The 26,650-nt window shown below is 65.5% G+C and carries 23 protein-coding genes and 3 pseudogenes; 11 read left to right on the top strand and 15 right to left on the bottom strand.

The window, feature by feature from the left end; genetic code table 11:
- The coding region (locus HOV91_RS26430; protein ID WP_174188064.1) for a ketoacyl-ACP synthase III family protein at positions 1-840 on the top strand (840 nt) is incomplete at its 5' end.
- A gap of 9 nt (positions 841-849) precedes the next feature.
- Here HOV91_RS26430 and HOV91_RS26425 read toward each other — a convergent pair.
- From HOV91_RS26425 to HOV91_RS26405, 6 genes and pseudogenes are all read right to left on the bottom strand, one after another.
- Positions 850-1,672 (bottom strand): annotated as a pseudogene (locus tag HOV91_RS26425) (IS5 family transposase).
- Between the two features lie 76 nt (positions 1,673-1,748).
- Positions 1,749-2,174: a hypothetical protein gene (locus HOV91_RS26420; protein ID WP_174188063.1), complete on the bottom strand. Its 426-nt coding sequence runs from the start codon at positions 2,172-2,174 to the stop codon at positions 1,749-1,751.
- Positions 2,175-2,467: 293 nt separating this feature from the next.
- Positions 2,468-2,574 (bottom strand): annotated as a pseudogene (locus HOV91_RS40110) (IS5/IS1182 family transposase); the annotation flags it as partial.
- A 140-nt stretch (positions 2,575-2,714) separates the two neighbouring features.
- Positions 2,715-3,416 (bottom strand): ABC transporter ATP-binding protein, encoded by a 702-nt coding sequence (locus HOV91_RS26415; protein WP_174188062.1) that lies wholly within the window; start codon positions 3,414-3,416, stop codon positions 2,715-2,717.
- A gap of 1,223 nt (positions 3,417-4,639) precedes the next feature.
- Positions 4,640-5,581 carry a saccharopine dehydrogenase family protein gene (locus HOV91_RS26410; protein ID WP_174188061.1) on the bottom strand — a complete coding sequence of 314 codons (942 nt, stop codon included), beginning with the start codon at positions 5,579-5,581 and terminating at the stop codon, positions 4,640-4,642.
- A 27-nt stretch (positions 5,582-5,608) separates the two neighbouring features.
- Entirely contained in the window at positions 5,609-6,232 is a 624-nt protein-coding gene (locus HOV91_RS26405; RefSeq protein WP_174188060.1) for a TetR/AcrR family transcriptional regulator, read from the bottom strand.
- Between the two features lie 101 nt (positions 6,233-6,333).
- Between HOV91_RS26405 and HOV91_RS26400 the strand changes: the two genes are divergently transcribed.
- Entirely contained in the window at positions 6,334-7,752 is a 1,419-nt protein-coding gene (locus tag HOV91_RS26400; RefSeq protein ID WP_312884776.1) for an MFS transporter, read from the top strand.
- 21 nt (positions 7,753-7,773) lie between these two features.
- The gene (locus HOV91_RS26395; RefSeq protein WP_174188059.1) at positions 7,774-8,742 is read left to right on the top strand and encodes an oxygenase MpaB family protein; all 969 of its coding nucleotides are present in this window, start codon (positions 7,774-7,776) and stop codon (positions 8,740-8,742) included.
- Between the two features lie 379 nt (positions 8,743-9,121).
- Here the strand turns inward: HOV91_RS26395 and HOV91_RS26390 are convergent.
- Positions 9,122-10,503, bottom strand: a pseudogene (locus HOV91_RS26390) (IS1380 family transposase).
- Between the two features lie 7 nt (positions 10,504-10,510).
- On the opposite strand from HOV91_RS26390, the gene HOV91_RS26385 reads away from it, so the two are divergent.
- The gene (locus HOV91_RS26385) at positions 10,511-10,756 is read left to right on the top strand and encodes a hypothetical protein (protein ID WP_174188058.1); all 246 of its coding nucleotides are present in this window, start codon (positions 10,511-10,513) and stop codon (positions 10,754-10,756) included.
- Positions 10,753-11,295: a hypothetical protein gene (locus HOV91_RS26380; protein WP_174188057.1), complete on the top strand. Its 543-nt coding sequence runs from the start codon at positions 10,753-10,755 to the stop codon at positions 11,293-11,295. Before HOV91_RS26385 ends, HOV91_RS26380 begins: the two co-directional genes overlap by 4 nt.
- A 225-nt stretch (positions 11,296-11,520) precedes the next feature.
- Here the strand turns inward: HOV91_RS26380 and HOV91_RS26375 are convergent, their stop codons facing one another.
- Positions 11,521-11,898 (bottom strand): BlaI/MecI/CopY family transcriptional regulator, encoded by a 378-nt coding sequence (locus tag HOV91_RS26375; RefSeq protein ID WP_174188056.1) that lies wholly within the window; start codon positions 11,896-11,898, stop codon positions 11,521-11,523.
- Positions 11,899-12,593: 695 nt separating this feature from the next.
- On the bottom strand, positions 12,594-14,153 hold the full coding sequence (locus HOV91_RS26370) for a multicopper oxidase family protein (protein WP_217441176.1): 1,560 nt from the start codon (positions 14,151-14,153) through the stop codon (positions 12,594-12,596).
- Between the two features lie 852 nt (positions 14,154-15,005).
- On the opposite strand from HOV91_RS26370, the gene lpqS (HOV91_RS26365) reads away from it, so the two are divergent.
- The 3 genes from lpqS (HOV91_RS26365) (at position 15,006) to HOV91_RS26355 (ending at position 18,019) form a co-directional block, all read left to right on the top strand.
- Positions 15,006-15,431 carry a putative copper homeostasis (lipo)protein LpqS gene (gene lpqS / locus HOV91_RS26365; RefSeq protein WP_174188055.1) on the top strand — a complete coding sequence of 142 codons (426 nt, stop codon included), beginning with the start codon at positions 15,006-15,008 and terminating at the stop codon, positions 15,429-15,431.
- Positions 15,432-15,533: 102 nt separating this feature from the next.
- Entirely contained in the window at positions 15,534-16,661 is a 1,128-nt protein-coding gene (locus HOV91_RS26360; protein ID WP_174188054.1) for a PLP-dependent cysteine synthase family protein, read from the top strand.
- Complete coding sequence (locus HOV91_RS26355) at positions 16,658-18,019, top strand: MFS transporter (protein WP_312884775.1); 1,362 nt, start codon at positions 16,658-16,660, stop codon at positions 18,017-18,019. Before HOV91_RS26360 ends, HOV91_RS26355 begins: the two co-directional genes overlap by 4 nt.
- A 75-nt stretch (positions 18,020-18,094) precedes the next feature.
- Here HOV91_RS26355 and HOV91_RS26350 read toward each other — a convergent pair whose 3' ends face one another.
- The 6 genes from HOV91_RS26350 to HOV91_RS26330 form a co-directional block, all read right to left on the bottom strand.
- Entirely contained in the window at positions 18,095-19,054 is a 960-nt protein-coding gene (locus tag HOV91_RS26350) for a M56 family metallopeptidase (protein ID WP_174188053.1), read from the bottom strand.
- Positions 19,051-19,416, bottom strand: a complete 366-nt coding sequence (locus HOV91_RS26345; RefSeq protein ID WP_174188052.1) for a hypothetical protein — start codon at positions 19,414-19,416, stop codon at positions 19,051-19,053. The genes HOV91_RS26350 and HOV91_RS26345 overlap by 4 nt, the downstream gene beginning before the upstream one ends.
- A gap of 99 nt (positions 19,417-19,515) precedes the next feature.
- Positions 19,516-19,941, bottom strand: coding sequence for a putative copper homeostasis (lipo)protein LpqS (lpqS, locus tag HOV91_RS41320; RefSeq protein ID WP_498072317.1), 426 nt, complete (start codon positions 19,939-19,941; stop codon positions 19,516-19,518).
- A gap of 192 nt (positions 19,942-20,133) precedes the next feature.
- The gene (locus HOV91_RS26340) at positions 20,134-20,799 is read right to left on the bottom strand and encodes a class I SAM-dependent methyltransferase (protein ID WP_174188051.1); all 666 of its coding nucleotides are present in this window, start codon (positions 20,797-20,799) and stop codon (positions 20,134-20,136) included.
- A gap of 139 nt (positions 20,800-20,938) precedes the next feature.
- Positions 20,939-22,315, bottom strand: a complete 1,377-nt coding sequence (locus tag HOV91_RS26335) for an MFS transporter (RefSeq protein ID WP_217441178.1) — start codon at positions 22,313-22,315, stop codon at positions 20,939-20,941.
- Positions 22,316-22,423: 108 nt separating this feature from the next.
- Positions 22,424-23,248: a DUF8832 domain-containing protein gene (locus HOV91_RS26330; RefSeq protein WP_246350876.1), complete on the bottom strand. Its 825-nt coding sequence runs from the start codon at positions 23,246-23,248 to the stop codon at positions 22,424-22,426.
- Between the two features lie 412 nt (positions 23,249-23,660).
- On the opposite strand from HOV91_RS26330, the gene HOV91_RS26325 reads away from it, so the two are divergent.
- The 3 genes from HOV91_RS26325 (at position 23,661) to HOV91_RS26315 (ending at position 26,409) form a co-directional block, all read left to right on the top strand.
- Positions 23,661-25,079 (top strand): MFS transporter, encoded by a 1,419-nt coding sequence (locus HOV91_RS26325; protein WP_174188050.1) that lies wholly within the window; start codon positions 23,661-23,663, stop codon positions 25,077-25,079.
- Positions 25,080-25,206: 127 nt separating this feature from the next.
- Entirely contained in the window at positions 25,207-25,653 is a 447-nt protein-coding gene (locus HOV91_RS26320; RefSeq protein ID WP_217441175.1) for a hypothetical protein, read from the top strand.
- A gap of 84 nt (positions 25,654-25,737) precedes the next feature.
- Positions 25,738-26,409 (top strand): DUF305 domain-containing protein, encoded by a 672-nt coding sequence (locus HOV91_RS26315; RefSeq protein WP_174188049.1) that lies wholly within the window; start codon positions 25,738-25,740, stop codon positions 26,407-26,409.
- Positions 26,410-26,650 lie beyond the last annotated feature (241 nt).

Genomic DNA, 26,650 nt, shown 5'->3' with positions numbered 1-26,650 from the left:
GCTTTGGCGGGGTCGGGGGTGGATGTGGGTGAGATCGATGCGGTGTTTCATACGAATGTGCATCCGCAGGGGCCGGATGGGTGGTCGGCGCAGCATTATGTGAATCGGAATACGGTGAATCGGCCGGTGACGTCGGTGGAGATCCGGAATGGGTGTATCGGGTTCTTTTCGGCGGTGCATTTGGCGGCGTGTTTTCTGGGTGCGGAGCAGGGGCGTGTGGCGGCGTTGTTGACGGCGGCGGATAACTTTGGGACGCCTGCGGTGAATCGGTGGTCGGCGTCGCGGTTGTTCGTGTTGGCTGATGGTGGTGGGGCGGTGGTGTTGTCGAAGCGTGGGGGTTTTGCTCGGTTGTTGTCGATCGATTCGGTCTCCGACCCAGAACTGGAACGCCAGCACCGTGGGGGTGAGCAGCTCTTTCCGCCGGGACTGACTGCTGGTGGCACACTGAACTTCGATGAGCGCATGGACTATTGTCGGCGCGAGCCGGTGGCCGGCGAGCGGTCGCTCGGTGATTTCGGTGCCGTGCTGATCGATACGGTGGAGCGGGCGTTGAAGGATGCGGGGGTGGGTTTGGACGATATCGTGCGGGTGGTGCACGATGGGTTCACCCATGAGGGGCTGCATGCGATTTTCCTGGATCCGTTGGGTATCGAGGAGGACCGTGGCATTTGGGAGTTCACTCGGACGGTCGGTCATGCGGGGCCGGTGGATCAGATTCGTGGACTCGAGTATCTGTTGCGCACCGGCGCGGTCAGCACAGGAGACCACGTCATGCTCTTCAGCGGCGGACCGGGTATGGAGGCTGCGTGCGCGGTCGTGGAGATAACGGCGACACCCTAAGACCGTGTCTCATGTCGCTGATTTCGCCTTCGCGAGTTTCTTGTAGGCGGTCAATGCTGCGGCGAGGGTGAGGAAGCCCAGGAAGTGCGTGGCCTTGCGGTCGTAGCGAAGTTGAGCCGGTGGTAGCCGCTCAGCCAGGAGATTGTTCGTTCGATGACCCAGCGGTGAAGGCCGAGGTGGTCGCTGGATTCGATGCCCTTGCGGGCGATCCGGACGCCGATGCCCCGGTCACGGACCCATCGGCGCAGCTCGGTGTGATCGTATGCCTTGTCGGCGTGCAGCTTTGCCGGTCGGCGTCGGCGTGGCCCGCGCCGCGACCGCACTGCCGGGATCGCCCGCACGAGCGGGCGCAGCGCTTCGGCGTCGTTGGTATTGGCTGCCGAAATACCCACGGCCAGAGGAATTCCCGCGCGGGCGGACAGCACGTGGATCTTCGAACCGGACTTGCCTCGATCGACCGGGCTCGGGCCGGTCATATCGCCCCTTTTTTCGCTCGCACCGACGCCGCGTCGATCACCGCCCGCGACCAGTCGATCAAGCCCTGACTACCCAGCTCGTCCAACACCGCGCGGTGTAACCGCCGCCAGAGACCGGCCTCGGTCCAGACGGTGAATCGGCGATGCGCCGTCGGGACAGTGACCCCGAACGATGGCGACAGCATCCGCCACGCACAACCGCTGGTCAGCACGAACACCACCGCGGTGAACACGGCCCGCTCATCGACCGGCGCCGTGCCACCACCCTGCGGGCGACCCTCGAACTTCGGCAACAAAGGCTCGACCAGCGCCCACAACCCATCCGGGACCAGACGTTGCGACAGACAATCGGCCACGACCAGACATCATGCGGCACAACCGGTTACGACACACATCGAACGAACTACAACAACGTAAGACCCAGTCTTAGGGCTATGCCCTGTCGAGACCACCCGACTGCCCCCGCATCGATCCGCGCAGCTGCTTCAGCGCAACCAAGAACGGCTCGTGGACCGCCCGCCACTCCGGTGAGCCAGCGCCGGCATGTTCGATCGTCACGCTCTGAGTGATCAGCGTTTCCCGGATGTCTCTCAGCCTGTCGTATGCCAGCCAGGCGTTGTCACATACGGATTTCGGCGCGAACAATTCGAGTTCGTATATCGCCGCGACCAGGTGGTTCGACCGAAACGCCGCGGTAGTTTCGGCGCGATCCAGCGGACGCGACCGTCCAATTGCGAGGGCTTGCATCGCATTGTCAGTCTGGGTCAGGGCCGTCAGATACTTTACGTAGGCTTGGCGTCGCGTGTCTTCGAGGCGTGCTGACCGCTCCCGCCGAGCTCGGAGTGCCTCGATGAACATCGTGGAACCTGCCCCAAGGACTGCGCCGCCCAACGTCCCCACGACAGCCACCCACTCCAAAGCCACGCTGTCACTCTATACACCGCAACAACTTTCGAAGCACCATCCAGGTTGGTGATGCGCTGACTGCCGCCCTGCCTGTGTTCGCGCCCAGTGGACACGGTCCTACAGAATGGTGGTCTGCGCATATCCGGCGCCAGCCACACCGATCACCGAATCACCAAGCGATACTTGCATCTGGACATGGGGCCCCACATCTGAGAGCGGTCCAGTAGCAGAAAACCCTTCCGACAAGCGGTGAACACCGCCCGCTCGTCGATCGGCGCGAGGCCGCCACCCTGCGGACGCGGCGTGAACTCAGCAGTAACGGCTGGGCCAAGGTCCACAACTCGTCCGGCACAAAGCGTTTCGACAACTCGTCGGTCACCAGTCGAACATCATGCGGCACAACCGGGATACGACACGCCGCAAACGAATTACAACCACGTAAGACACGGTCTAAGTGCCGTTCGGCACGCTGCTACATACTGGCGACAGCGGTCACAGTGCGATCGAGGCGACCCGCTCGTCACTGACGATTCGGCCCTCGGCGAGAGTGACCTCGCGTTTGACGACCGCTCGAAGATCCCGCTCATGGGATACCAGCACGACAGTGCGGCCCTCGTAGTTCAGATCCGTGAGCAGGTTCAATACCTCGTCGCCGCTTGCGCAGTCGAGGTCGCCGGTCGGTTCATCGGCCAAGATCAAAGGGGGATCGTTCGCCAATGCTCGTGCGATCACGGCGCGTCGCAATTCACCGCCCGATAGCGTGTCGGGAAGCCGATCAGCGAGATTGGCGATGCCGACACGGTCGAGCAGTTGCCGGGCGCGTTCATGGCGTTGGTGGGCGTCGACGATCTCAACGAAATCCATTGGCAACAGGACATTGTCGATAACTGTGCGGCTCCTCAAAAGCGTGCAGAGCTGAAACACGTGCCCGACGTTACGCACACGCCACGCTGCGAGACCAGATTCCGACAGTGAACCCAAATCGGCTCCACCTGCGCGAACCCTCCCGGATGTCGGCCGGTCCAAGCCGGCGAGCATGTTCAGCAGGGTGGTCTTGCCGCTGCCGGAGCGGCCACTGACGGCCACGAAATCCCCCTCTTGAACCTCCAGGCTCAGGCGGTCTACCGCGACCACCCTGCCAGCGCCCAAGGAGTAGGACTTGACGACTTCCTTGGCATCGATCGCAGTGCCCATTGCCTGCCACCCTCCTATCCGTCCCCTACGGAGGCCGACCAAAGGCCTGCACTTTACATTACAACCTGTCTCGACAAGAACAAAGTGTCTTCATAACCGCCTTGATCGCGCCGAACGGGGCGGGTTCTCCACCAGCTGCGCCAGCGGACGGAAGCCAAGCGGCAACGGATCTGCGCCTGAAAGCGCCCGCCACGTGCCTGCGGGTGTTCGCCGGACTCTCGACACTGCCAAAGGTTCCCGCTCCGAATCGTGAGCGGCACTGAACCGGAACTGCTCGTATTGTGAGTACCCATCGATTCGTACGCACACACCGCCCCTTTTTCGTTTACCGCAGAATGAGCGTTCGTTGGTTGGATTCGGATTCCTCGAGACCTCAGTCGGGCGGACGGGCGTGAGCAGGCGGCGGACGGCGGCCGACATCGCCGCGCGGCGGCCTGGCGCTGCTCGATACGGTCTGGGTGGCTTGGCAGTCGCCACAGGCGGCCTGCGTAGCGTGTCGCGCTAACGAATCAGGGCGCTGTCCCGGGTTGAACACGACCGCTGCAGTCGGCAGGGCAGTCGGGCTCGCGATCGTCGACACCGCTCAATGGCAGCCCTGCTTCGCGAACTTGGGATCGACGGCGACATGGCGTGTACCTGGTGAACGATTTACCGGCTACCGGTGCGCGGCACACCGAGGGGAGGTTGGTAGCCGTGGCCGTAAAGGTGGCCGTAGCCGGAGCCGTAACTGTAATTGTGGCCGTCGCGGCGGCTATGGCCATGACCGTAACCAATGCCATCGTCGTAATCACCGTGCGAACTCGCGACCGGCGAGGCGGTCGTTCTAGGCGTGGATGATGCGACGGCGGGTATGGCAAGGAGCGTAAAACTTCCGGCTATCGCGATCGCGGCGGCGGTGCGCGTTGTGACCCTGCGGGTCCTTCGCGATGTGGAGTAGCTCATGTTTCGCCTCGCTGACGCCTCGAGGGCTGGAGATCCCACTGACAGTCAAGAACTGGGGCTGCGGTCGGGCCGTCGAAGCCGCAGTCGTCGCCGACAGCACCTCTATCTACTATCTACGTTAGTATATAGTAGATCGCGCTGGAGCGGATCGTCAACGGCGGTGGATCTCCTCGACGCTTTGTCGACCCACATCCGTTCGCGGCCGGCGGCGGTAGTCTTCGGCCCGCTCGAGCGGTGAGGATGGGGCTTGAAGAGGTCTATCCAATGTGTCAGCACGTGCCTCATTGACGTGTGGTCGGTTTTGCCGTCCCGATGTCGATGCCGGAGTCTGTGGGCACGTCGGCGAGCGTCAGCACGTTGTGAAGGTGGTGTACGCCCGGTGTCAGGCCGACGGCGGCATGGATGGCTGGAACGGCCAGCAGTGCGGTGGCCCGGGACTGGCTGTGGCCGCGAGCCCAGAGGGCGCTGCCGGATTGCGCACGTGCCAGCACCGTCCACCCGTCGGTTCCGGGGAAATGCAGACCGCGCGGCATCTTGGCGGCGCCGGGAATCCACGTGGCCAGGCTCAGTCCGGCGGTCGCGATGCGCGAGTCGAGGGCGAAGTATGTCCGCACGCGGACATCCAGATCACGGGTGAGGGTGTGCTGGTCAGAGAAGTCGGTCCGCAGCAGTCGGCGCCGTCCATGGGCGGGTAGCACGAACACCTTCGGCCGGGTGTAGTTGCGAACGAACTCGTTCTCGGCTCGAAATTTCCTGCCCAGCAGACTATATGACCATTCGGTCGCGGCGGCGCCGTGCCGTTCTCCTGCGCCTAGCAGGACAGCGATATCTATAGGGCCCGACGATTGTGCATGAATGGCAGCGGCCAGCAAATTTGTCAGCCCCGGCGCCAGTCCGACGCTGACTATCGCCGGACCGTCCGGCGGCAGCTGTTCCAGCTGCGCAACATACTCGGTCGACGCGGTGACGTCCACGAACGCCGATCCGTGATCGGCGGCGTGTTGGGCCAAGAGCGGATTCTCGGCCCCGGTCGTGTTGGCAACAACATCGATGCCGTCCAGCGCCTCCCGATACGACCGCAATCTCGGCTCGCTGAGGTCGATCGTGACATCGGCACGGGTCCGGTCACGTCCAGCCACCACGACAGTGTCACCGGTGCGCCGCAGTTCGGCGACCAGATGCTTTCCGACCGCGCCGTATCCACCGAGAACGAGAACTCTCATCGCGGGGTGTCTCCTTTCACGCCGCCGTTATGGCAGCAATTGCCTGGTCAGTGCATCGGTGGCCCATGACGCCCATTCCTCCGACGTCCATCCCCGTTCGTGTACCAGCAGGTGATAGGCCTCGGGGGCGAGGATCGCCAGGGCGATATCGGCCGCGCGCGTGGCATCGATGCCCGCGCGCAACGGGGTCTTGGTGGCGAGCGCCTCGGCGAGGCGGAGCTGGACGAGGTGGCGCTGAGTGATATTGGTCTGCCAGAGTTCGGCCAGCTCGGGTTCGGTCGCCGCGGCAGATCGAATGACTTCGAGCAGAGCGCAGACCCGGGCGTAAATCGTTGCTGCTGCGGCGACCTGGAGCCGGAGTTGGTCGGCGGGCGCGGCCGCCATCGCCTCGGCGAACCAGGGCCGGTCCATGGTGGCGACCGGTTCGGTATCGCCCGCGATCTCGACATCCAGCAGCTCGGACAGGATCGCGCGTTTGGTGGCGAAGGTGAAGTACAGCGTCTGCACTGCCATGCCCGCCTCCTCGGCGATGGCCTTCATTGTCGTGGCCGTGTATCCGCGGGTGGTGAACAGCTCCCGCGCCACAGCGAGCATCTTGGCTCGATTTGCCATGGTTTTGGCTGCCCGCACACCGGTTCCTTTCCCAGTCATGTCACAGATCGTACTTGACTAGACCACGACTCTAGTGAAACAGTGACTGTAGTGCCACTCTAGTGAAAGGTTGGGTCATGACGGATCGAGGAGTATTCGGCGTGAGAGACCGAATGATCCTGCTCTTGATCACGGCCATCGAACTCGTGGTCTTCCTGGACACGACCGTGCTGAATGTGGCGCTGCCCAGGATCGGCGAGGATCTGGGCCTCGATGAATCGGGGCTGGGCTGGGTGACGAACGCATACCTGCTGGCCTTCGGCGGATTCATGCTTCTCGGCGGGCGCGCCGTCGACCTGCTGGGACCGCGTCGGGTGTTCGCAAGCGGGCTCGCGGTGTTCACGGTGGCGTCTGCACTGGCCGGATTCGCTGCAGTGCCCGCGGTCCTGATCGCCGCGCGGGCACTACAGGGTCTCGGTGCGGCGGTGATCATTCCGGCGCAGCTCGCACTGCTCACCGCTACATTCACCGAACCGTCCGCGCGCAACCGCGCCTTCGGGGTGTGGAGCGCGATGGGGGCGGCGGGTGCAGCCATCGGGACTGCGGTCGGCGGCCCGCTCACCGATCTGTTCGACTGGCCATCGATCTTCCTGATCAACCTGCCCGTCGGGTTGCTTGCGCTGGCATTCCTCCGGCTGCTGCCCGCCGACCGAGCAGCGTCCAGTCGGGGAGCAAACCGCCTCGACGTGCCCGGCGCCATCACCGGCACCGCCGCGCTGCTGATCATCGGTTACGCCGTCGGCGCACTCGGCGACGAGTCGACTCGCACGGTGGCGGGCCTCGAACTCGGCATCGGGATGGCCTTGCTCGCCGGCTTCGTGCTTCTCGAAGCACGAAGCCCACATCCGCTGATGCCATTGCGGCTGTTCAGGATTCGGCAGGTCAGCGGTGCGGCCGTGGTTAACGCGCTCGTCGGAGCTTCGCACGTGCCCACCTTCGCGCTGCTCGCGCTGTATCTGCAGAACACCCAGCACTACAGTCCGACCGAGTCCGGCCTCGCGGTGCTCCCGGTGGCCGTGGTGAACATCGTCATCTCGCGCAGCCTGATTCCCTACGCACTGGATCGGCTGGGCTCCTGGCGGGTCCTGGCCACGGGCCTGGCGCTACAGGCTTTGGCCATGGCGTGGTTCGCCCGGCTACCGGAGCACGGCAGCTACCTGATCGATGTGCTGCCCGGCGCGGTGCTGTTGGGCATCGGGCTGCCTGCGGCCTTCGTCGGGGTCACCGCACCCGCGGTGACCTCCGTCGACAAGGCCGATGCCGGAATCGCGGCGGGCATCGTCAACACCACGCAACGGGTCGGATCCGGGCTCGGCGTCACCGCCCTTCTGCTACTCGCCGAGTTGGTGGCGAACCGTTCCACGACCGCCGAGGCGTATCGGACCGGACTGAACGCCGCATTCGCGGCGGCGGCCACACTGGCCGCGCTGGGCGCGCTCTTGACCCTCGCCCTGTTGCGCACCCGCCCGACTCCAGCCCCAGAACCGGCGGTCCCGGACTCGATCAGCCAGCCCGAGTGAAACAACCTTAGGGAGACCCTCATGCCAAGCAATAGGCGTGGCTACAAGTGGATTCGCTCGGAAGTCGAACGACTCGATCCGGCAACGGATAGTGAACAAATCGTGAGATTGACCAGTTGCCAACTGCTGCCGAAGAGCCTGCTGGCCGTGCACCTGTTCTATACCGTCGGCTTCGTCCGCTTCGCAGGGCCACCCGAGTCGGCGGTGTCGGTCGACCGCAACGGCACCGGGATGCTCTACGACCAGGGAATCCAGCGTGCCGATGAGACCATGTTTTATCTGTTCTCGTGGATCGATGACGGCATCTCCAGCCCGAAAACCACCAAGAGCCTGGAATTCGTGCGGAACTGGCATTCGGGCGTCGCCCGCAACTGGCCGATGCCACAGCACACCTTTCAGCACAGTGCCGCGGTATTCACGCTTATCTACGACCGGCTCCTGCGGCATGTGGGGGCACCAGGGCTGAGCGACAACGAGCGGAACGCCCAGCTCATCCACTGGCGCGCGGTGTCACGCAGCCTCGGCGTCACCGACATCCCGCACACCTGGCAGGACATGGAAGCATTTCTCGAGTCCTACGAGCACGGCGCGGACTTCGCGTACTCAGAAGCCGGACAACGGCTGGCGAACGCGCTCATCAATCAGTTCGCAACACGATGGTTCCCCCGGCCACTGCACTGGTTCGGCCGCTGGCTGGTACTGGCACTGTCGGAGGACCACGTCATAACGACCTTGCGAATCCCGTTGCCACCGTCCGTATTCAGCCGTACAGTGCGCCGACTGACCCGTGTCGCGGTGTTCGCCGCGCGGCACGTATTTCCGGACCGGCGTCGGTGTTCCGGCTCAGCGACATCATCACCGAGCACAAGAATTCCGCGCTGCGCCAGCACGGCCCAACCCGGACAGGTCATTGAGATCTCCGGCTACATCAGCGAGGCATTCGAACCGGTCGGACAAGGTTCAGGCAGACGGATTTACTCCAGCCTCTGATCCTGATCACACAGGCTCACAGCGATATCGCGGCCAGGTTCGCCGCCACGGCCGGGCAGGCGCTCGCCAATCGAGTAACACGCTCGCCGGATGGAGAGCAGTCGGACAACGAGGTAGCCACAGCGGACTGCAAATCCACCCCCTCCGATAATTTCGCCGATCAAGAGACCGAAAGGATGACTGTACTTGCCGCGCTACGATCGCAGCTAGCCTCGACCTTTCGCCGGGCCTTCGGCCCGGCGTGATCGGGTTCGGATTGGTTTCCGGTCGCTGATCAGCGACGGGTGGGCAATGCGGGGTAGCCCGGTCAGCGGGGTGGCTGCCGGGTTCCACGGGCCCGGATGATGGTCCTTTCAGTCGTAGGTGTGGTTTTGGCTGGTCAGCCTGGGTTCAGGCGGTTCAGTGCGGTGAGTAACAGGCCGGTGCCGCGGTGGTGACGGGATAAGCGCAGATGGACACGGCGGGCGTGGCGTGCGACCCGGGCTGGGATCGAGAATAGTTGCAGGCGAAGTGTTTTCGGTTCCCAGCGGCGGGCTGGATGGTTGTGCAGGCCGAGGGTCTGCAGCCAAGCGGTCAGATCGAGCGCGAGCGCGACGATCGCGACCCAGATCCGGTTGGCGTTGAACCCTTTGAACGGCAGGTTGCGCAGTCCGGTGTCTTTCGCGGCTCGGATGCGGTCCTCGGCGCGGGCGCGGCGGCGGTGACTAGTTCCAGGTCAGGGAGCTGACCGCGGCGAGTGTTGGTGACGAACGCGGTCAACCTGAGGCCGGCGACGTCGGTGAACCGCAGCTGAGCGCCGGGATGCGGACGTTCTTTCCGCACGATAAGGCGCATACTGTCCGGCCAGCCGGTCAGGTCGAGCATGCCGGTGAGCTCGGCGACCCAGGCTCCTTCACGGACCTCGCCGTCGGCGTCGTAGGCGGGAGTCCATACGTGTTTCGGGATCCGGTCGACCGCCTCGACAATGGTGTCGGTGAGGGTGAAACCCAGCGAATACTGGACCCGCCGCGCGGTGCAGTAGTCGACGAAATCGTGGGTGCCGCCACCGGAATCGGTGCGCACCAGTACTTTGCGGCCGATCCGGTAGCCCGGCTGCCACGGCAGCTGCGCGATCGCGGCGGCCAGGACCTGCTTGTGGTCGGCGGCGGTATTGGCGCCAGCGTTGCCCGCCCGCAGCAGTTCGGCGACCGGTTCACCGGTGCCGTCCGGGCCGTGATCGGCGAACGCCAGCAGCGGGTGGAAACCATATCCCTTCTTGAATGTCGGTGCCGCGCATTCCTTCTCGGAGTGCGCATCGAGCAACGTCGCATCCAGATCGATGGTCAGTGGGTTCTCGGCGGTGATCGCGTAATCCGGTGCCTGGTCGCCAGCAGCCCGCCAGGCCGCCGAGCGGGCGGTGGCACGGGCAGATGCGATGGCGGCCAACACCTGCGGCGCGTCGGCGGCCAGTGTCGTGATCAGCCGGGACACCGTCGGGTCCGACGCCACGGCACCGAACACGCCCGGTTCACCGCGTAGCAACGCCAGGTCGGCGGCGCAGTCGCCGCCGACGGCGACCGTCACGGCCAAATCCAGCAGGATCTTCCCCGGATCATGAATCGCGAGGGGTTTCCGCCACGGCGCCAGCACCTGCGACAACGCCCGATCCAACCCCACCCTCGCCGCAGTCCGCAGCAGCGCCACCGCCCCGGCCTGCGACACCACCTGCGATCCGTCCCCGTCAATTTTCAGCGACGGGTACCACGACATAGACTCCCACACCAGAAAGGTGCTCCTCGATACTGCTGATTCAACCTTCGACAAGTCGAATCATCGCAGCTCAGAGCACCTTTCGCCATTTCAAAACGATCATCAGCTCAATAAGCGTGATTGGCCGAGGCTAGAAGAGCAGGGCCGATGGCCGCAGGCCAGAACCCGGCTGCACGACCACCTCGCCCGACGCGCCACCACCGTCGAGACCAGCGGCCGCACGCTGATCGACCCCTACCTACTCGTGATCGGGCGAAAGAAATGAGCGTAAAACGCACTGGCCGCAAGGTAGTTGACCCCGGTCGCTTCGATCCGGACACACTGAAGCGGCCGACCTCCCAGCAGTCGCATCAGTGGCTGCTGGGCCGTATCCAGACCCCGGTCGTCCGCGAACGTGGGATGACGCTGCGGACAGCAGCAGCGATAGTGGCGCTCATGCTGGCAGCGGCGGTCGCGCTAGCCGGGTCGATAGTAGCTATTGCCTACGCTCTCCCCCTGCTCTCCGAATTCAGCGATGGGTGCAAGAAGTTGTCGGAAAGGGACGTCGTTCGTGTGCTCGGGGCCGGAACGACGGTTGGCAGGTTCGATTACGAGCCCGCGCCTTCCGCCGCTCCGACCCCGGGCATGGCCAGGAACGTGCTGGCGGAAGGGGACGTCTGCGCTCGGGATGTCAGCGGATGGGAGGGCGGCGACCGCGTGCGCATCAGCATGGTGTTCGCGAGGACGCACTCGGGGAGCGATGCGACAGCTGTATTCCGGCGTGAGCGGGAAAGGCCCGCACCCGCGACCCCCAGGACACAGTAACGCTGAGAACCTTCTTCCTGAACGACACCCGGTTCGGCGACGAAGCGTTCTGCACTGTCACCAAGGACGCCCACCACCCCGCTCACGGCGTGCTGGTGCGTTTCGGCGACAAGGTGGTATACGTCGATGTCCCCACTGTCAGCATCCTGACCGATGGGGAAAACTGCGATCGGGCCCGACGGCTCGCCAACGAACTCCGCTAGAGGAGCAGGCTTGCCGAAATGCTCATTCGACACCCTCGGCGGTGTCCAGTTGCCGCAGCGCCTGCCGCAGTCGCATGGACTCATCGGGGCTCATTTGCTCGAGGAAGTGGGCGAGCACGAGGTCGCTGCGTCCGCCGCTTTCATAGACTTCCCGCATGAGCTGGGCGCTGTACTGCTCACGGGTCATTTTGGCCTGATAGCGGTAGGCCTTGCCGTCGCGTTTGCGGGTCAGCCAGCCTTTGCGATGCAGGTTGTCCAGTGTCGTCATCACTGTGGTGTAGGCGATATCGCGGTCGGTGATGAGATCGTCGAAGATTTCACGGACCGTGGTCGGGGTCTCGCGGCTCCATAGCTGGTCCATCAGAGTCGCTTCCAGATCCCCGAATCCGCGTTTGCGCATGTCACCGAGGCTATCACTTACCATCTGTGTACAAAGGTAGTAGGAAATGGTAGGGAATGACTGTCGCAGATTTCGCAAGGCATTGCGTGCGGAGATTTTGGTTGCGACGCTGCTGATGCTTTCCACGGGGCGCTGTCCGGTTCGTCGCGAACTGGCCGGAGCCGGACAGCAGCTGTGGGAGGCCGGCTACGGCTCGGCGTTCGTGTTGGGACGGGCTTACGGTCGGCTCCTACGGAAGATGAGTGAGAGGCTCGGTGGGCCCCAGGTGTTCCACGGCCATCGGCCCGGGCGTCGTCGCTGCGGGGACCGTAGTTGCGCCTGCCTGCCAGTGGAGCCGTCGGCATAGGCGCGGCGACTGGCGGGAATCTGCTGCGGAGTTGCGCGCCGGTAGCGCAGCGCCGCTGGGCGCAGATGCGGTGGTCGGCCCCCATCCTGATGGTTGGCGCTTACGGGCTTGAAGCGGCTTATCAACACCGCGAGGTATTGATGCCGGTTTTGTTCCCTATGGGCGAACTCGAGCGTGCACCGACCCTGGAGCTTTCCGAACTTGTTGCCGGGACCTGGCCGGTGGGGTTATGGAAAATAAGGCAGTGCCTGCTGGTGATACTGCTCGGCGGTAGGGCGGCGGCCCCTTGGAATCACTATTGTGCGCCCGGTCTCTACTTGCACGGAGCGGCCGACGTGCGGGACGGGGATCAGTGGACGTAGGACATCACACTCATCATCCCGGCTTCGCCATGGTAGACGTTGTGGCAGTGCACCAGCCATTGGCCGGGGTTGTCGGTATCGAGGTCGACCTCGAGAGTTTGCATGGGCAGCACGATCGAGGTGTCCTTGCGCGGGCCGGTGCCGGAGGGGTTGACGACTTCGAAGGTGTGGCCGTGCAGGTGCATGGGATGGAACATCATCGTCTTGTTGACGAATCGCAGCCGCACCCGCTGCCCCTCGGTCACTTCCAAGGGGGTTCGTTCTTCGAAAACCTTTCCGTTGATCGTCCAGATGTAGCGGGACTTGTCCGAGTCGAGGACGACATCGAGCGTGCGGTCCGGGCCGCGTTTCGTCAGCCGCACGGACTCGAGCGCCGCGAGATGGTCTGCGGTGACTGGCGGGGTGGCCAGTTCGGTCGGTCGCGTGTCGGCGGGCGGTGGGCTGCCGCCGCTGGTGCGGATGAGCGCGAAACCTTGACCCGTCTTGCCTTCGGCCGCAGCGACCAGCGGGAAGACGCCGTCGCCCAGTTCGATGATCGCGTCGTACCGTTCACCCATGCTGATGAGCAGGTTTGCTGCGGTAACCGGTTGAACAGGGAATCCGTCGCTGTGGGTGATGCGCATGAGGTGGCCGCCAACCGCAACTCGAAAGGCGGTGTCGGAGGCGGCGTTGATAATGCGTAGCCGCATGCGCTGGCCGGGCTTGGCGGGCAAGGTGACCGGGTCGGTGCCAAGTCGCCCGTTGACGAGATAGAAGGGGTAGGTCACGTCGCCGGCGTCGGCGCCCAGCGGCGCGTTCGGGTCGGTTGGCATCGACATCGTTGAGGAGCCCATGTTCATCCCGCCGTGGTCCATGCCACTGGTGCCACCCATGTCCATGCCGGCCATGCCTCGATCACGCAGCTGCTGGAGCTGCTTGTCGGGATCGCGGCCGTCCACGCCGTCGAGCCAGTCGTCGAGTACCACCACGGCCTCTACGTCGTAGTCCTTGCCGTCGGTGGGGTCCTCGATGATCAGCGGCGCGTACAGGCCGCGGTCCAGCTGGACGCCCATGTGCGGGTGGAACCAGTAGGTGCCCGGATCGGGCACGGTGAACTCGTACCGGAAAGTGGACGCTGGCGCGATCGGCGCCTGGGTGAGGCCGTGCACGCCGTCCATGTCGTTGCGTAGGGCAACGCCGTGCCAGTGGATGGTCGAGGGTGCGGGCAGTCCGTTGGTGACTTCAGCTCGCAGCACCTCGCCTCGGGCGAGTCGGATCTCCCGGCCTGGTAGGCGGCCGCCGTAGGTCCAGGTCGCCACCTGCACGCCGCCGAGGTCGACGGTTGTCGGCTCGGCGCGCAGTGCGACCTCACGGATCGGCGCGGCCGTTGCCCTGCGCTGGTTCTCGGCGGCGCGGACCGCGTCGGAGTCCGGCATGACGAGTGTGCGCGAGTCCTGCGATCGGTTGGAGCATGCGGTCAGCACGGCAGCGGTCGTCGCGCCGACGCCGATGGCGAGGAATCCGCGCCGAGTCATCGGCGCCGAGCGGGAACTTCGCTCGAACGACATCAATTCTCCTGGTGCCGGGCGGTGGTAACTGGTGAAGGTGGTTGCCGCATGGCCGGCTGGACCCGGCAGTAGTGCACGCAGCAGCTTGCTGACCTGGTATCTACTCGTGCTCGTGAAGCGGCGGCGGTGCGGGACGACTGCCTTCGCCCAGACCGGAATGGGTGTGTTGTGCACTTCGGTTGCCGGGGTGGTCGCCGCCGCCGCTGCCGCCACCGGAGTGGGTTCCCCCGTGCCCCACGGTCGGCATGATCGAGGCGATGGTTGTGGGCGCCGCGGTCGCGGGTGTGGCCAGTATTGCCGCGGAGCCGAGAGCTGCGGCGGAGGCGATGGCCAGTCGGGTGGTGGGTCGGCGAGTGGGACCAGCCGAGTTGTTTGTCATGGTTCCCGATGTCTTCCGAGTTGGTGTTGCTGAGGATGAACTGCCGCCTTGGTGGACGCGCGAAACAGCGCCCTACTCGGGGCAGCGATGGAGATCGCAGAGGTAGAGATCACGTTCCGGACCCGGAACGACTTCGATCATCCGAGACTGCTCCTAGTCGTGTTTCCGGTCACCTCGCGCCTACTATTTATGTACATAGATAGTAGGTTGTTGGTGCGGGATGTCAATCGGTTGTTGCCTACATCGAAGGGGGTGTGGTTGGAAGTGCCTGGCAATTCGGACGATTCGGCAACTCGCCGCAGTGCGCTCGAACGGCCGTGGCGCGCTGAGCCTGCGGGCTCGGGCAGAGAAAAAGGGACTCTGATAGTGGTGGGGATCGCTGATGTGGAATCGTGGCGGGCTTCGGCCGAGGTACTACCGTGACCTGCCTGGACCGGCCTCGTTACGGATTAGTTGCTATAGTCGAGCGCACTATGCGGTTCGGCGATCGGTTGCGGCTCGGTGGCTCCGTGGTGGCGCTGCTCATCGCGGTGCTGCTCGTTGTGCCGATGCTCGACTGTGCGTTGCATGGCAATGATGCGCATCGGCATACGTCGTTCGTCTCGCATCCCGGGCATCTTGCGCCGTCGGCGGTGGAACATATCGCGCATGATTTCGTCTTTCCTCCTGCTGATGACTGCGCACCGCATCTGACTCACTGCATTGTGGAGTCGGTATTGCCCAGTGCAGTCGTGCATGTCCCGCCGCTGAATATTCTCGCCTTTGCCTTCGCGGTGGCATTCGTTGCCGCGGCCATCGGCCTGTCGGCGGTTAGCGGGGTGCGGGGCCCGCCGAGAGTGTATGTGCCCGTCGCCGGTGGCCGGGCTACGTTGACGAAGTTCTGTATCGCCCGACGCTGATCGGTCAGCGCCAGGCCGACGTTGTGTGAAGTCGGCCGGTGTCTGCTGCCTGCTCACGTCTTCGCCGCCTGTGGGGCGGTTTCGATACAGAAAGCGACAGTCATGGACAAGATCGTGCTCGACGGGTTTCCGCAGTCCTCGGCGGCCTTGGTCGGCGCGCCGCTGGCTGCCCGGTCGCCTCAGGCGCTGGTCGGCAACACTCCGGTGTTGTGGGTCGGTTCTCCCTTGGCACCTGCTGGCCGCGGGTTCTGGGCCAAGCTCGAAGGGTTCAATCCCGGTGGGATGAAGGACCGCCCCGCCCTGCATATGGTGCGCCGGGCCGAAGAGCGTGGCGACTTGGCTCCGGGGGCACGGATCGTCGAATCCACGAGCGGCACGTTGGGTCTGGGTTTGGCGCTGGCGGGGATGGTGTCCCGCCATCCGGTCACGGTGGTCACCGATCCGGGTCTCGAGCCGATCGTAGCCCGCATGCTCGCCGCCTACGGAACAAAAGTGGACCTGGTCAGCGAACCACATCCGACCGGTGGCTGGCAGCAAGCCCGCCGCGATCGCGTGGCCGAGTTGCTCGCGGGTGAGCCCGATGCGTGGTGCCCGGACCAGTACAGCAACCCGGACAACGTCGATGGTTACGAATCGTTGGCTCTGGAGCTGGTGGAGCAGCTGGGAATGGTGGATGTGCTGGTGTGCGCGGTCGGCACAGGAGGCCACTCCGCCGGGGTCGCGCGGGTGCTGCGGCGATTCAATCCGGACATGAAGCTGATCGGAGTCGACACCGTCGCTTCCACGATCTTCGGCCAGCCGGCTGGGACACGATTGATGCGAGGTCTCGGGTCGAGCATCTACCCGGTCAATGTGGACTACGACGCGTTCGACGAAGTGCACTGGGTGGCGCCGTCGGAGGCGGTGTGGGCCTGCCGCACCCTGGCCGCTACCCACCACGCGACTGGTGGCTGGAGCGTGGGTGCGGTCGCGCTGGTCGCGGGCTGGGCGGCCCGCGTGTATGACACCGATACCCGGATCGCGGCGGTCTTCCCCGACGGTCCGCACCGTTACTTCGACACCATCTACAACGACGCCTATTGCGAGGAGCACGGCCTGCTCGACGCCACTCCTCCCGTCGAGCCGGACACGATCGCGCATCCGGCCGAACGGGTGGTGCGGTCCTGGACTCGGTGTGCCACGGTGGTGGACCCGCGAAACCTGGCGCGCGACCGGGAGCCGCTGGCGTGATCGTGTTACGGAAGTTCGGTAGCTTCGACCTGGCCGCTCGGCTGTTGATGGTCAACCAGTTCGGCATCAATCTCGGCTTCTACATGCTGATGCCGTACCTGGCCGGATACCTGGCCGGGCCGCTGGGCCTGGCAGCGTGGGCGGTGGGGCTGGTACTGGGTGTGCGCAACTTCTCCCAGCAGGGCATGTTCCTGATCGGCGGTACCCTCGCCGACCGGCTCGGCTACAAGCCACTGATTGTCGCGGGCTGTCTGCTGCGCACCGGCGGGTTCGCCCTGCTGGTGTTCGCGACCTCGCTGCCAGGCCTTCTGGTGGCATCGGCCGCCACCGGCTTCGCCGGGGCCTTGTTCAACCCGGCCGTGCGCGCCTACCTGGCCGCCGACACCGGCGAGCGGCGGGTCGAGGCATTCGCGGTGTTCAACATCTTCTATCAAGCGGGCATCCTCGCCGGTCCGTTGGTCGGGCTGGCATTGATGGCCCTCGACTTCCGGGTGACCGCAGGGGCGGCGGCAGTGGTGTTCGCGGCGCTCACCGTGGCGCAGCTGTTCGCGCTACCGGCACGCCGCGCCGAGGCACCCGCCGCGAAGGCCTCCGTGCTCGATGATTGGCGGACCGTAGTCGGCAATCGGCGGTTCGTGTGGTTCGCGCTGGCGATGATCGGCTCTTACGTGCTGTCGTTCCAGGTGTACCTCGCGCTGCCGCTGCAGGCGGAGTTCGTCGCAGGGGCCCAATCGCAGGTGCTGGTGTCGGCGCTGTTCGTAGTGTCCGGGATTGTGGCGGTCGCCGGTCAACTGCGCATCACCGCATGGTTCCGCGCCCGCTGGGGCACCGGTCGCAGCCTGGTCGTCGGGATGGGGATTCTCGCCGTGTCATTCCTGCCGTTGGTGGTGATCCCGGACCCGGTTCGGTTCGGTACCGCGCCCGCCGCCGCCGCGCTGCTGGTCGCGGCCGCACTGCTGGCAGTCGGCACGGCGGCGGTATTCCCGTTCGAAATGGATACCGTGGTGTCACTGGCCGACGGAAAACTCGTGGCGACCCACTACGGCTTCTACAACACCGTGGTGGGCGTCGGAATCCTGATCGGCAACCTCGCCACCGGCACGGTCGTCGGCGCCGCACGCGATGCCGGCGCGGACTGGGCAGTCTGGGCCGGGCTCAGCGTAATCGGCCTTATCGCGGCCTTCGCCCTGCACCGCCTCGACCGACCACCCCACGACCAGGCGAGTCCCAGCGAGTCCGCGGGGCGGCACCGAACGACCCAGGACTCGAGGCGAACCGGCTCGGCACCGGAGAACCAGGAATTGGTTTACACCGGACGAGGCCATTGGCCAACCAAGACTTCGACAAGCCGTCGTTGATCATGTGAACAGAAGTACCGGCGACCATGCGGCGGCCAGTCCGACAGGCTGTGCGCCCGCCGTCCGAACCGCCCATCAAATCGGCATCTGGGCGCACATGGCGATACCTACGGCGGCCACGATGGTTGCCATCAAAGGGACGATCGTGACGAGGGCGGCCGCAGCCCCAAATCGGCGGCGGGAGCGCTGCGTGTCTCGGGCGGGCGCCGTGAGCCGTGCCACCCGTCTGGCCAGGCTGTCGCCGGTCGCCGCGAGCGCTCCCGTCGGCTCGGTAGCGGATGCGGCCAACATCTGCAAAGCCTCCCGCACTGTGTCGGGGCCGTAGGCGCGGGCCGCGCTGTCGTCGGCACACATCTCGAGCAGACGAGCGACCTCGGTGGCGCCGACGGTGAAGATACGAAACCAGGGAAAGCCGGTTGCCAGCCCTCGCGTCACCGCCAGTAGTAGGTGGTGCCGCCCCGCGAGGTGGGCGCGTTCGTGTGCCAGTACGGCCGCGAGATGGCGCTCCTCGAGTGCTGCCACCAGTGCAGTGGTGACGACGACCGTGTGGGGCTTACCTGCCGCGCAGTAGGCGGCTGGTTCGGCAAGGTCGAGCACGACCGCGTCCAACTCCGCGTTGTGGCGGCCCACCATGCGCACCTTGCGCGCATGGTCGTGCGTGGTGCTGCGTGCTCGCAGCAATGTCCACACCAACCGCCCGCCACCTACGGCGGCGGCTGTCGCTGCGAACACGGTCAGCGTCAGCAACCCACCCTGCACGAGCACGCCGTATCGGCCGGTGGCCGCGTCGTGCAGTTGAGAGAAGCAAGTATGCAGCATCTGCATGTGCCCGGGGTGGGCGAGGTCGCTCAGCAGATCGATGATCAGGACGACAAGCGCCAGCGCCAAGGAAGCCGCTACCGAGCCGATCGCGGTCAACCAGGCGAACAACGCCTGCCGCGGGGTAAGGCGTCCGTCGGTGAGATGCTCGAAGACTTGCGGTGCCAGGACCGCGACGGTGAATCCGTAGAGCAGCAGACACGCCGCGATACTCATTCTGCGGACTCCTGTCCGGCGGGCCGGTCGGAGCTGCGGAAGCCAGCGCCGAACGGAATGGCGACCTCACCGCCAGGGGCGACGACCGTGGGGCGCGTCCAGGAGTGGCGCAAATCCTCGCGGATCTCGGCTTGCTCGATCAGATGCAAGACGGAACGGGTCTTGTTGCCACCTGGGTCGGCGCCTTCGAGTTCGGTCCAGAACCCCCGTCTGGAGGCGGCGAGCGGTTCGGCTACCCACAGCATCGGGGTGTTTCCGACCAGGCCCGCAGGGGCGAAGTTCGCCCGGTGGAGCAGCTTCACCGGGGAGCGGGCAAAGATGGGATGGATTACCTCGGCGTCATTTATCGTCGACCGTTTCATGTGAATTCGATTCTGGGTGGGCCGCCGGAGCTGGGCGGCGGACGATGATCAGGGCAGCGGACACCGGCCGACGTGATTCGTCGGCTTGTCGCTGACCTGTCAGCGTCGGGAAATGCAGAATCGGGTCAGAATGTCGCGGCTATCGGCGATAGCCGATTCTGGTGGTGGCGGAGCTCGTATCGTCGCGGCCACTACTGCTACCAAGTCAGTCAGAATCGGGACCGTTGCGGATGGAGCTGTTGCCGACTTCTCCGTCCGCGGTGTCACCGACTTGACCTTGAGATGTCCAGCGACATGCTTCGCTTCACTGTCGCGGGGGTGTGAATGCGCAAGAGAGCCGGTAGCGATCTCAACCGTCGACGCCGCGACGATGACCATGTCGGAAGAGGACGCTGTGCCCGCCGATGCGGAATGTGCCTGGGCTAGATGCCTGGCTTTGAGAATTTGGCAATGGCTGGAGCCCAGTCCCAGCAGACCGCCGACAATGAGTACCGCGAGGACCGCGCGAACAGTCCGCCCTCGCACTCCGTGGCGTGTCACATCACGACTATAGCCATCCGTCTCTGCAAGGAGAACTATCTGCAGGGACCAGTCGGGCCCGCCACGACACCGTACGGCGCAGGGCAGGGCTCCCGCCGCGCATGTGCGGCCGATGGTCTCTTTCCGAACATGCCCAGCGGTATGTTGCGGGATCACTTCGGAGGTATCTGTCCGTTGTCAGTCCGAATGCGGGTCTCGATCGGCGCCCTCGATGTCCATCCTGGTGATCGTAGCCAGCCATGCCCGGACGCCATGTGGATCCGGCAGGATCTCGATCGTGGACTGCTCGATCGATTCGACCCGCCAGCCCTCGCGAAATGCGGCCTGGATGTCGCTGCGGCTCAGCCGGTGGGGGCCCCAGTCGCCGGGTTGGCGATCGCTGAAGCCGAGCATGAAGTAGCGCCCGCCGGCACGGAGGGCGCTGGCGAGGCCGGCAACGTAGTCGGCGCGGGCCTCGGGGGCGAAGAGGTGGAACAATCCGCAGTCGAGCACGGTGTCGAAGGTTTCCCCGAGTTCGGTGAGCCGGAAGGCGTCATGACGCACGAACTGTGCGCTCAGGCCGCGGTCACGGGCCTTCTGCTCCGCCAGTGCGATGGCCTGAGCTGATTGGTCGACACCGACCGCCTCGTGCCCGCGAGCTGCTGCCAACAAGGCGTGTTCGCCGGTACCGCATCCGATATCGAGCACCCGCCCTCGGATCTCGCCTGCATCGGCAAGGGTGAGGAAGGCGGGCTGAGGCCGCCCGATATCCCAGGGCGGAGGAGTGGAGTACAGGTCGTCGGGTCCGGTCGGGCGTCGCGAGCCGGGGTACGGGAGGTGTGAGTCGGGCGTGGAAGTGAACATCGTCGTGTCCTCTGTAGTGTCACCTTCGCGATTTTTGGAGACATAGTGTCTATTCACGATACGCTATGTATGCAAAGGATGGCGGCCTGGAGAGTTGATCGATGCCCGAGCTCGCAATAAGAGAGCGGGCTATGCCATTTCACCGTCCTGCCATGGCGGGTTGCCGTGTCGTCTGGGTAGGCCAGCGCCGGTGCTCGGCATCGATGACGAAAGGATGGGTGTGCTGGTAGAGGCGCTCGCTCACCTGGACGGCGCCGACCAGGCGGGCGGGGTCGATGGTGCCGAGTTCGTGCAGGTGCGTCAGCTCTGCCGGATCGTTACGCGGCCACATCCGTACTGCCACGATGATTCCAGCGACGGCGAGCACAGCCAGCGTCACCCAGGTGGTGGTGAGACCGGCGGCGGTGGTCAGCCACCCAGCGATGGGGTAGGTGATCAACCAGGCGACGTGCGACAGCGAGAACTGGGCAGCGAAGAGGGCGGGCCGGTCGGCCGGCTGCGACGAGCGCCGCAGGACCTGGCCGGTCGGTGTGAGCACCGCCGCGGTGCCCGCACCGACGAGGCTCCACACCGCGATCGCGGCGGCCCATCGCCATTGCCCCGTGTCAGCGGTCGACAGTGCGATGGCCCCCGCGAGTCCGGCGATGAGGGTGGCGGCGCCGGCCAACATCACCGGCCGGGCGTCGAGGCCGTCGAGGACCCGCGGCAGCGCCAGTGCGACGATCATGGTGCCCAACCCGTTGGCGGCTAACAGCATCGCAACTCCGGACTGAGTGCCGCCGAGGGTGTCACGCACGTAGTTGACGGTGTTCACCATGATCACCGAACCTGCTGCCGCGATCACCAGGTTGAGACCGAGTAGTCCGCGCAGCCGGGGAGTGGCTGCGAAAATCCGCATACCGATCACGATGCGATCCCGGAACGAGCCTTGGGCGGTCGCGCCGGTGTCGGGGATGCGGGTGGTGAGCACCAGGACGGCCGAGACCGCGAATCCGATGGCGGTGCCGACGAACAGCCAGTGGAAGCTGATCAGGGTCAGTGCCGCTGCGGCGAGCATCGGGCTGAGCAGAGTTTCCATCGTCGCGGCGAGTTGCGCGGCTGACAGGGCGCGGGTGTATTGGCGTTCGTCGGGCAGGATGTCGGGAATCACCGCCTGGTAGGTCGGGGTGTACGCGGCGGAGGCGGTCTGCAGGACCGCGATCAGCACGTAAATCTGCCAGACCTGATCGATGAACGGCAGCGCCAGCACCACTGCGGCGCGAATCACGTTGAGGCTTACCATGAAGCCCCTACGCGGGAAACGGTGGGCGTAGGCGGCCACGATCGGCGCTACCGTGACGTAAACCATCATCTTGATGGTCAGTGCGGTGCCGAGCACTGCGGCCGCGTCGGCACCGGCGAGTTCATAGGCGAGCAGTCCCAGCGCCACGGTGGTCAATCCGGTGCCGAACAGGGCTGAGACCTGGGCGGTGAACAGGCGCAGGTAGTCGCGGTGGGTGAACAGTGAGGTGATCATCGACTGTCGCATCGCCGAACACTTCCTTCCAAGGAGTGGAGTCGTACGGGGGGTCACGGGTTCTGGGACACCAGCGGGCACACATGACTTCTCCTTCGCGGTGGTCGTTCAGTGCCGGTGGGCGGTGGCGGGCAGGGTGAAGGCCGCGGTGCGGACCGCATCGCCGTGCTTGAAGTCGAGGAACAGCCGGTAGGTTCCGGGGCCGGGGACGACGGTGTGGAAGGTGATGTCGGGTCCGGGGGCGGTCACTCCGTCGCCGGGGGCGCCGTTGGGGTGCACGTGCACGTAGGCCAGATCGCCCGCGCGCAGCACCACGAGATGTCCGAAAGCGGCGAGATAGGGCTGGAGGTCGGTGACGGGTTCACCGTTCTTGCGCACGGTGAGGGTGAGCAGCCGCCCCTCGCCGGGGGCGAGTTCGCCCGCCAGCGCGATGTCATAGTCGTCCACCGTGACCAGCCGGGTCGGCTGCGGGACCGGCTGTGGCTCGTAGGCCCCCGTGACGGCGAGGTCGGCGCCGAGGGTGATGGTCCGGCCGAAGGCGCTCGGCGCGATGTCGGTGAAGACGCGGTAGGCGCCCGCGTCGGGAAGATTCAGCCGCACCGACCAGGTGCCGTCCGCCGCGAGTTCGGGATGAACGTGCCAGAAGCCGGTCAGCTCCCGCCGCGCGACGATCAAGTGCAGCTTCTTGTCGTGGATCTCGTCGAAATCTGTGACCGCACGCTGATCCGGACCGAGGATCCGGAAGGTGAAGTCGAATTCGCCGGGGCGGACGATCTCGGTGTCGAGGTCCAGGGTGTATCCGTCCTGGGTGATCTGTAGCCCGCCCGGCGCGCCGCCCCCGTGTTCGCTGTGGCCGGTCCGCTCGCTGTGCCCCGCGTGGTGGGCAGGTGCGTGATGGTGGGTGTGATGCGCGGCGTGCGTCTCGATGCTCATCGTTCGAACCTCTCTGGGCCTTGTTCGTTCGGACGACTCGAAACATATACCCCATGGGGGTATGTGGCAAGTCCTCGCCTTATGGGGTGGGTCACGCCGGGAGGATTCCGCGGCAAGGGCCCTGCCTTCGTGTCAGCGACCGCGATCGCATCATTTCGCCGCTCGGCCGCCGACTCTCGATCGACGGCGTCCCTGTCGGAGTCGGTGGCCCTGGGTAGGTGGAACGACTCGGCCCGAGGGGGTGCTCAGGTCTGGTATCAATCCAGCCTTCGCGCATGCCCAGCCTTTCCCGGCTGTCACCCCCGCCCCGCGTGGCTTCGAACTCCGTTCGCCCGAGGGCTTGACGGATATATACCCTAGGGGGGTATGGTATGCCGCCAGATCACCGATATAGGTAAGGACGGGATTCGAAATGTCGACACAGACGTCGCCGGCCACGCGCAAGTGGTCGGCGCTGGCGGTTATTGCCGCCGCCCAGTTCATGGTCATCATGGACACCTCGATCATCGGCATCGCGCTGCCGAAGATGCAGGCCGATCTCGGGTTCTCTCCGGAGAATCTGACGTGGGTGTTCAACGCCTATGTGGTCGCCTTCGGCGGCTTGCTGCTGCTGGGTGGGCGCTTGTCTGACCTACTCGGTGCCCGCCGGGTCTTCGGTGCGGGCTGGCTGGTGCTGCTGATCGGCTCCGTGCTCGCCGGCGCCGCGGGCAATGTCGGCACCGAACTCGCGGGCCGAGCCGTCCAAGGCGCAGGTGCCGCACTGATCGCGCCCTCCGCTCTGACGCTGCTGATGATGCTGTTCGGCTCCACACCCCGCGAATTGACCAAGGCGCTGGCCATCTACGGCGCCGCGGCTCCGGCAGGTGGCACAGCAGGCGTATTCCTCGGTGGAGTCATCACCGAGTACCTCGACTGGCCGTGGGTCTTCTACATCAACATCCCGATTGCCGTCCTCGCCCTGATCGCGGTCCCTGCCCTGATGCCCAGCGCTCCGGGCCGGTCGGGGTCGATGGATCTTCTCGGCGCGGTGACTGTCACCGCGGGTCTCGGTGCCGCCGTGTACGCGATCGTGCGCGCGCCGGAGGTCGGTTGGGGCTCGGGCCAGACCTGGGCGGCGCTGGCCGCCGCGGCCGGGCTGCTCATCGGCTTCGTCGTCGTCCAATCGCGCCGTCGCGAACCACTGATGCGGCTCGGGATCTTCCGTGCGCCGAATCTCGCCGCCGCCAACGCGGCTCAGCTGCTGCTCGGGGCGGCGTGGGTGCCGATGTGGTTCTTCCTCAACCTGTACCTGCAGCAGGTGCTCGGCTACAGCGCGTTCCCCTCCGGCGCGGCGCTGCTGCCGATGACCACGCTGATCATGCTCGGCATGGTGGTGCTCGCGCCGCGGGCGATGCAGCGCTTCGGCGCCAAGCCGATGATCGTCACCGGCCTGGCAGTACTCGGCCTCGGCCTGGGGATCATGTCGCTGGTCCGACCCACAGGCAACTTCTGGGTCGACGTGCTTCCCGCGTCGCTGGTGGCCGCTGGCGGCATGTCACTGGCCTTCATACCGTCCTTGGGTACCGCCATCTCCGCGGCACGTCCCGAAGAAGGCGGAGTGGCCTCCGGCATCGTCAACGTCAGTTACCAGGTGGGATCAGCCATCGGACTGGCCGCGATGACCGCCGTCGCCACGGCATTCGGCGCGGACCAGACCGGAGACCTGCCTGAACTCACCGACGGTTTCGCTGCGGCATTCCAAGGCGCGGCCTTCATCGCCCTGGCGGGGGCCGGTCTAACCGCGCTCACGATGCGCAGCCCCGCGCCGGAATCCGTGCCCGAGACCGTGTAGAAGTTTCAATTCGGCCCCGCATGCGGAATGGCCCGCCCCGAAGGGTGGGTCATTTCGCATGCGGGGCCGGCTCGTGGCGAGCGAGATGGGTCCCACCGCAACCGGCGCGGCTGCTAGATTGGCGTTCGTGCAGCTCGCATCTGCTCGGACGCTCCGGCGTTCGCTGCTGCTGGCCATACTGGCGGTGGCCGTTGCAGGCATGCACCACCTCGCGGGGCCATCGGCACACATCCACCGCAACGATCATGCTGCCCCCATCTCCCACGCTGCTCGCGCCGTTGACGAAGCGGTTGTAGCGACGCACCGATCCTGCCATCAACGCTGTCCGCAGCTGCTGATCGCCCCTGATGGTCACGACACCCCGGTCGGCCACGATAGCGGGCACCTGCTGCATTTGTGCCTGGCTGTGCTCCTGGCCGCGGCCGGGTTCGCGTTGATGCTGATCGCGCTGGGCAGCCACCCGTTGCGCCGGGCAAGAGTCGGTGGCAGTACCGAGTACCCAATGGCCTTCGCCCGTCCGCCTCCTCTGCCGACATCGAGACGCCTGGCCTGTTTGTGCGTGTTGCGGCTGTGATCGACGCCCGCCGGACCCGGACCGATCCGGGTCGCGGCGCTGCCCGACCACACCCATCACTTCCAGACTCACTAGGAGCGCACCATGACCACCCGAACTTCGACCGGAACCGCGTTGGCGATCCTGGCCGCGGCCGTCGTGCTGACCGGCTGTAGCGACGACTCCGGCGACCACGACATGTCCTCGATGTCTGCGAGCGCCTCACCGACCACAGCGCCCGCCGGCCCCAGCGGCACAGCGGCCACAGGTCAGCGCAACGAGGCCGACATTCGCTTCGCCCAGGACATGATCCCTCATCACACTCAGGCCGTGGAGATGGCCGAGCTGGCGCAAGGCCGCGCCGCCAATTCCGCGATCCGCGACCTCGCCGCCCGCATCCAGCAGGCGCAAGGCCCGGAGATCGACACCATGAACAGCTGGCTGCGGGCCTGGGGCGCCGCGGCCAGTACGTCCACCACCTCGATGCCCGGTATGGATCACGGTTCTACCTCGATGCCCGGTATGGATCACGGCTTGACCCCGATGCCCGGCATGATGACCGCCGAGCAGATGGCGCAGCTGCAGGCAGCCACCGGTGCCGAGTTCGACCGGATGTGGTTGACCATGATGATCGAACATCACCAAGGCGCGATCCAGATGGCTCAGACCGAACTGGCCCAGGGCGCCAACCCTGACGCCAAAGCGCTGGCCCAGCGCATCATCGCCGACCAGCAAGCTGAGATTCAACAGATGCAGACCCTGTTGACCCAGGGCTGATCCTCACCTGCGCTGCCGACCGGTCTCGCGCTCGGAGACCGGTCGGCAGCGCGTCTCGCCCGTCGACGGCGTGACCGCACGCCGATCCGCAGTCTGTTGATCCGTGTCCTCGCGAGACCGAATTCTCGGCACTCCTAAAGAATCTGACGGACCGATTCAGGCCAGCCCGATCCTCGGGAATTCGTGGCACCAGTCGGATACGGGTCCGCTCGGGCTGCGGACGAACTCCCAGCCCGGCTGT

The sequence above is a fragment of the Nocardia barduliensis genome (genome assembly GCF_013315795.1).
GTDB lineage: Bacteria > Actinomycetota > Actinomycetes > Mycobacteriales > Mycobacteriaceae > Nocardia > Nocardia barduliensis.
This window is presented reverse-complemented; position numbering and strand designations above follow the sequence as displayed.

Excerpts from the sequence above, each read along its gene's own strand:
- HOV91_RS26420 (WP_174188063.1), bottom strand. The coding sequence starts at position 2,174 with ATGTTCATCGAGGCACTCCGAGCTCGGCGGGAGCGGTCAGCACGCCTC.
- HOV91_RS26415 (WP_174188062.1), bottom strand. The coding sequence starts at position 3,416 with ATGGGCACTGCGATCGATGCCAAGGAAGTCGTCAAGTCCTACTCCTTG.
- HOV91_RS26410 (WP_174188061.1), bottom strand. The coding sequence starts at position 5,581 with ATGAGAGTTCTCGTTCTCGGTGGATACGGCGCGGTCGGAAAGCATCTG.
- HOV91_RS26405 (WP_174188060.1), bottom strand. The coding sequence starts at position 6,232 with ATGACTGGGAAAGGAACCGGTGTGCGGGCAGCCAAAACCATGGCAAAT.
- HOV91_RS26395 (WP_174188059.1), top strand. The coding sequence starts at position 7,774 with ATGCCAAGCAATAGGCGTGGCTACAAGTGGATTCGCTCGGAAGTCGAA.
- HOV91_RS26380 (WP_174188057.1), top strand. The coding sequence starts at position 10,753 with ATGAGCGTAAAACGCACTGGCCGCAAGGTAGTTGACCCCGGTCGCTTC.
- HOV91_RS26375 (WP_174188056.1), bottom strand. The coding sequence starts at position 11,898 with ATGCGCAAACGCGGATTCGGGGATCTGGAAGCGACTCTGATGGACCAG.
- HOV91_RS26370 (WP_217441176.1), bottom strand. The coding sequence starts at position 14,153 with ATGTCGTTCGAGCGAAGTTCCCGCTCGGCGCCGATGACTCGGCGCGGA.
- lpqS (WP_174188055.1), top strand. The coding sequence starts at position 15,006 with ATGCGGTTCGGCGATCGGTTGCGGCTCGGTGGCTCCGTGGTGGCGCTG.
- HOV91_RS26360 (WP_174188054.1), top strand. The coding sequence starts at position 15,534 with ATGGACAAGATCGTGCTCGACGGGTTTCCGCAGTCCTCGGCGGCCTTG.
- HOV91_RS26350 (WP_174188053.1), bottom strand. The coding sequence starts at position 19,054 with ATGAGTATCGCGGCGTGTCTGCTGCTCTACGGATTCACCGTCGCGGTC.
- HOV91_RS26345 (WP_174188052.1), bottom strand. The coding sequence starts at position 19,416 with ATGAAACGGTCGACGATAAATGACGCCGAGGTAATCCATCCCATCTTT.
- HOV91_RS26340 (WP_174188051.1), bottom strand. The coding sequence starts at position 20,799 with ATGTTCACTTCCACGCCCGACTCACACCTCCCGTACCCCGGCTCGCGA.
- HOV91_RS26335 (WP_217441178.1), bottom strand. The coding sequence starts at position 22,315 with ATGATCACCTCACTGTTCACCCACCGCGACTACCTGCGCCTGTTCACC.
- HOV91_RS26330 (WP_246350876.1), bottom strand. The coding sequence starts at position 23,248 with ATGAGCATCGAGACGCACGCCGCGCATCACACCCACCATCACGCACCT.
- HOV91_RS26325 (WP_174188050.1), top strand. The coding sequence starts at position 23,661 with ATGTCGACACAGACGTCGCCGGCCACGCGCAAGTGGTCGGCGCTGGCG.
- HOV91_RS26315 (WP_174188049.1), top strand. The coding sequence starts at position 25,738 with ATGACCACCCGAACTTCGACCGGAACCGCGTTGGCGATCCTGGCCGCG.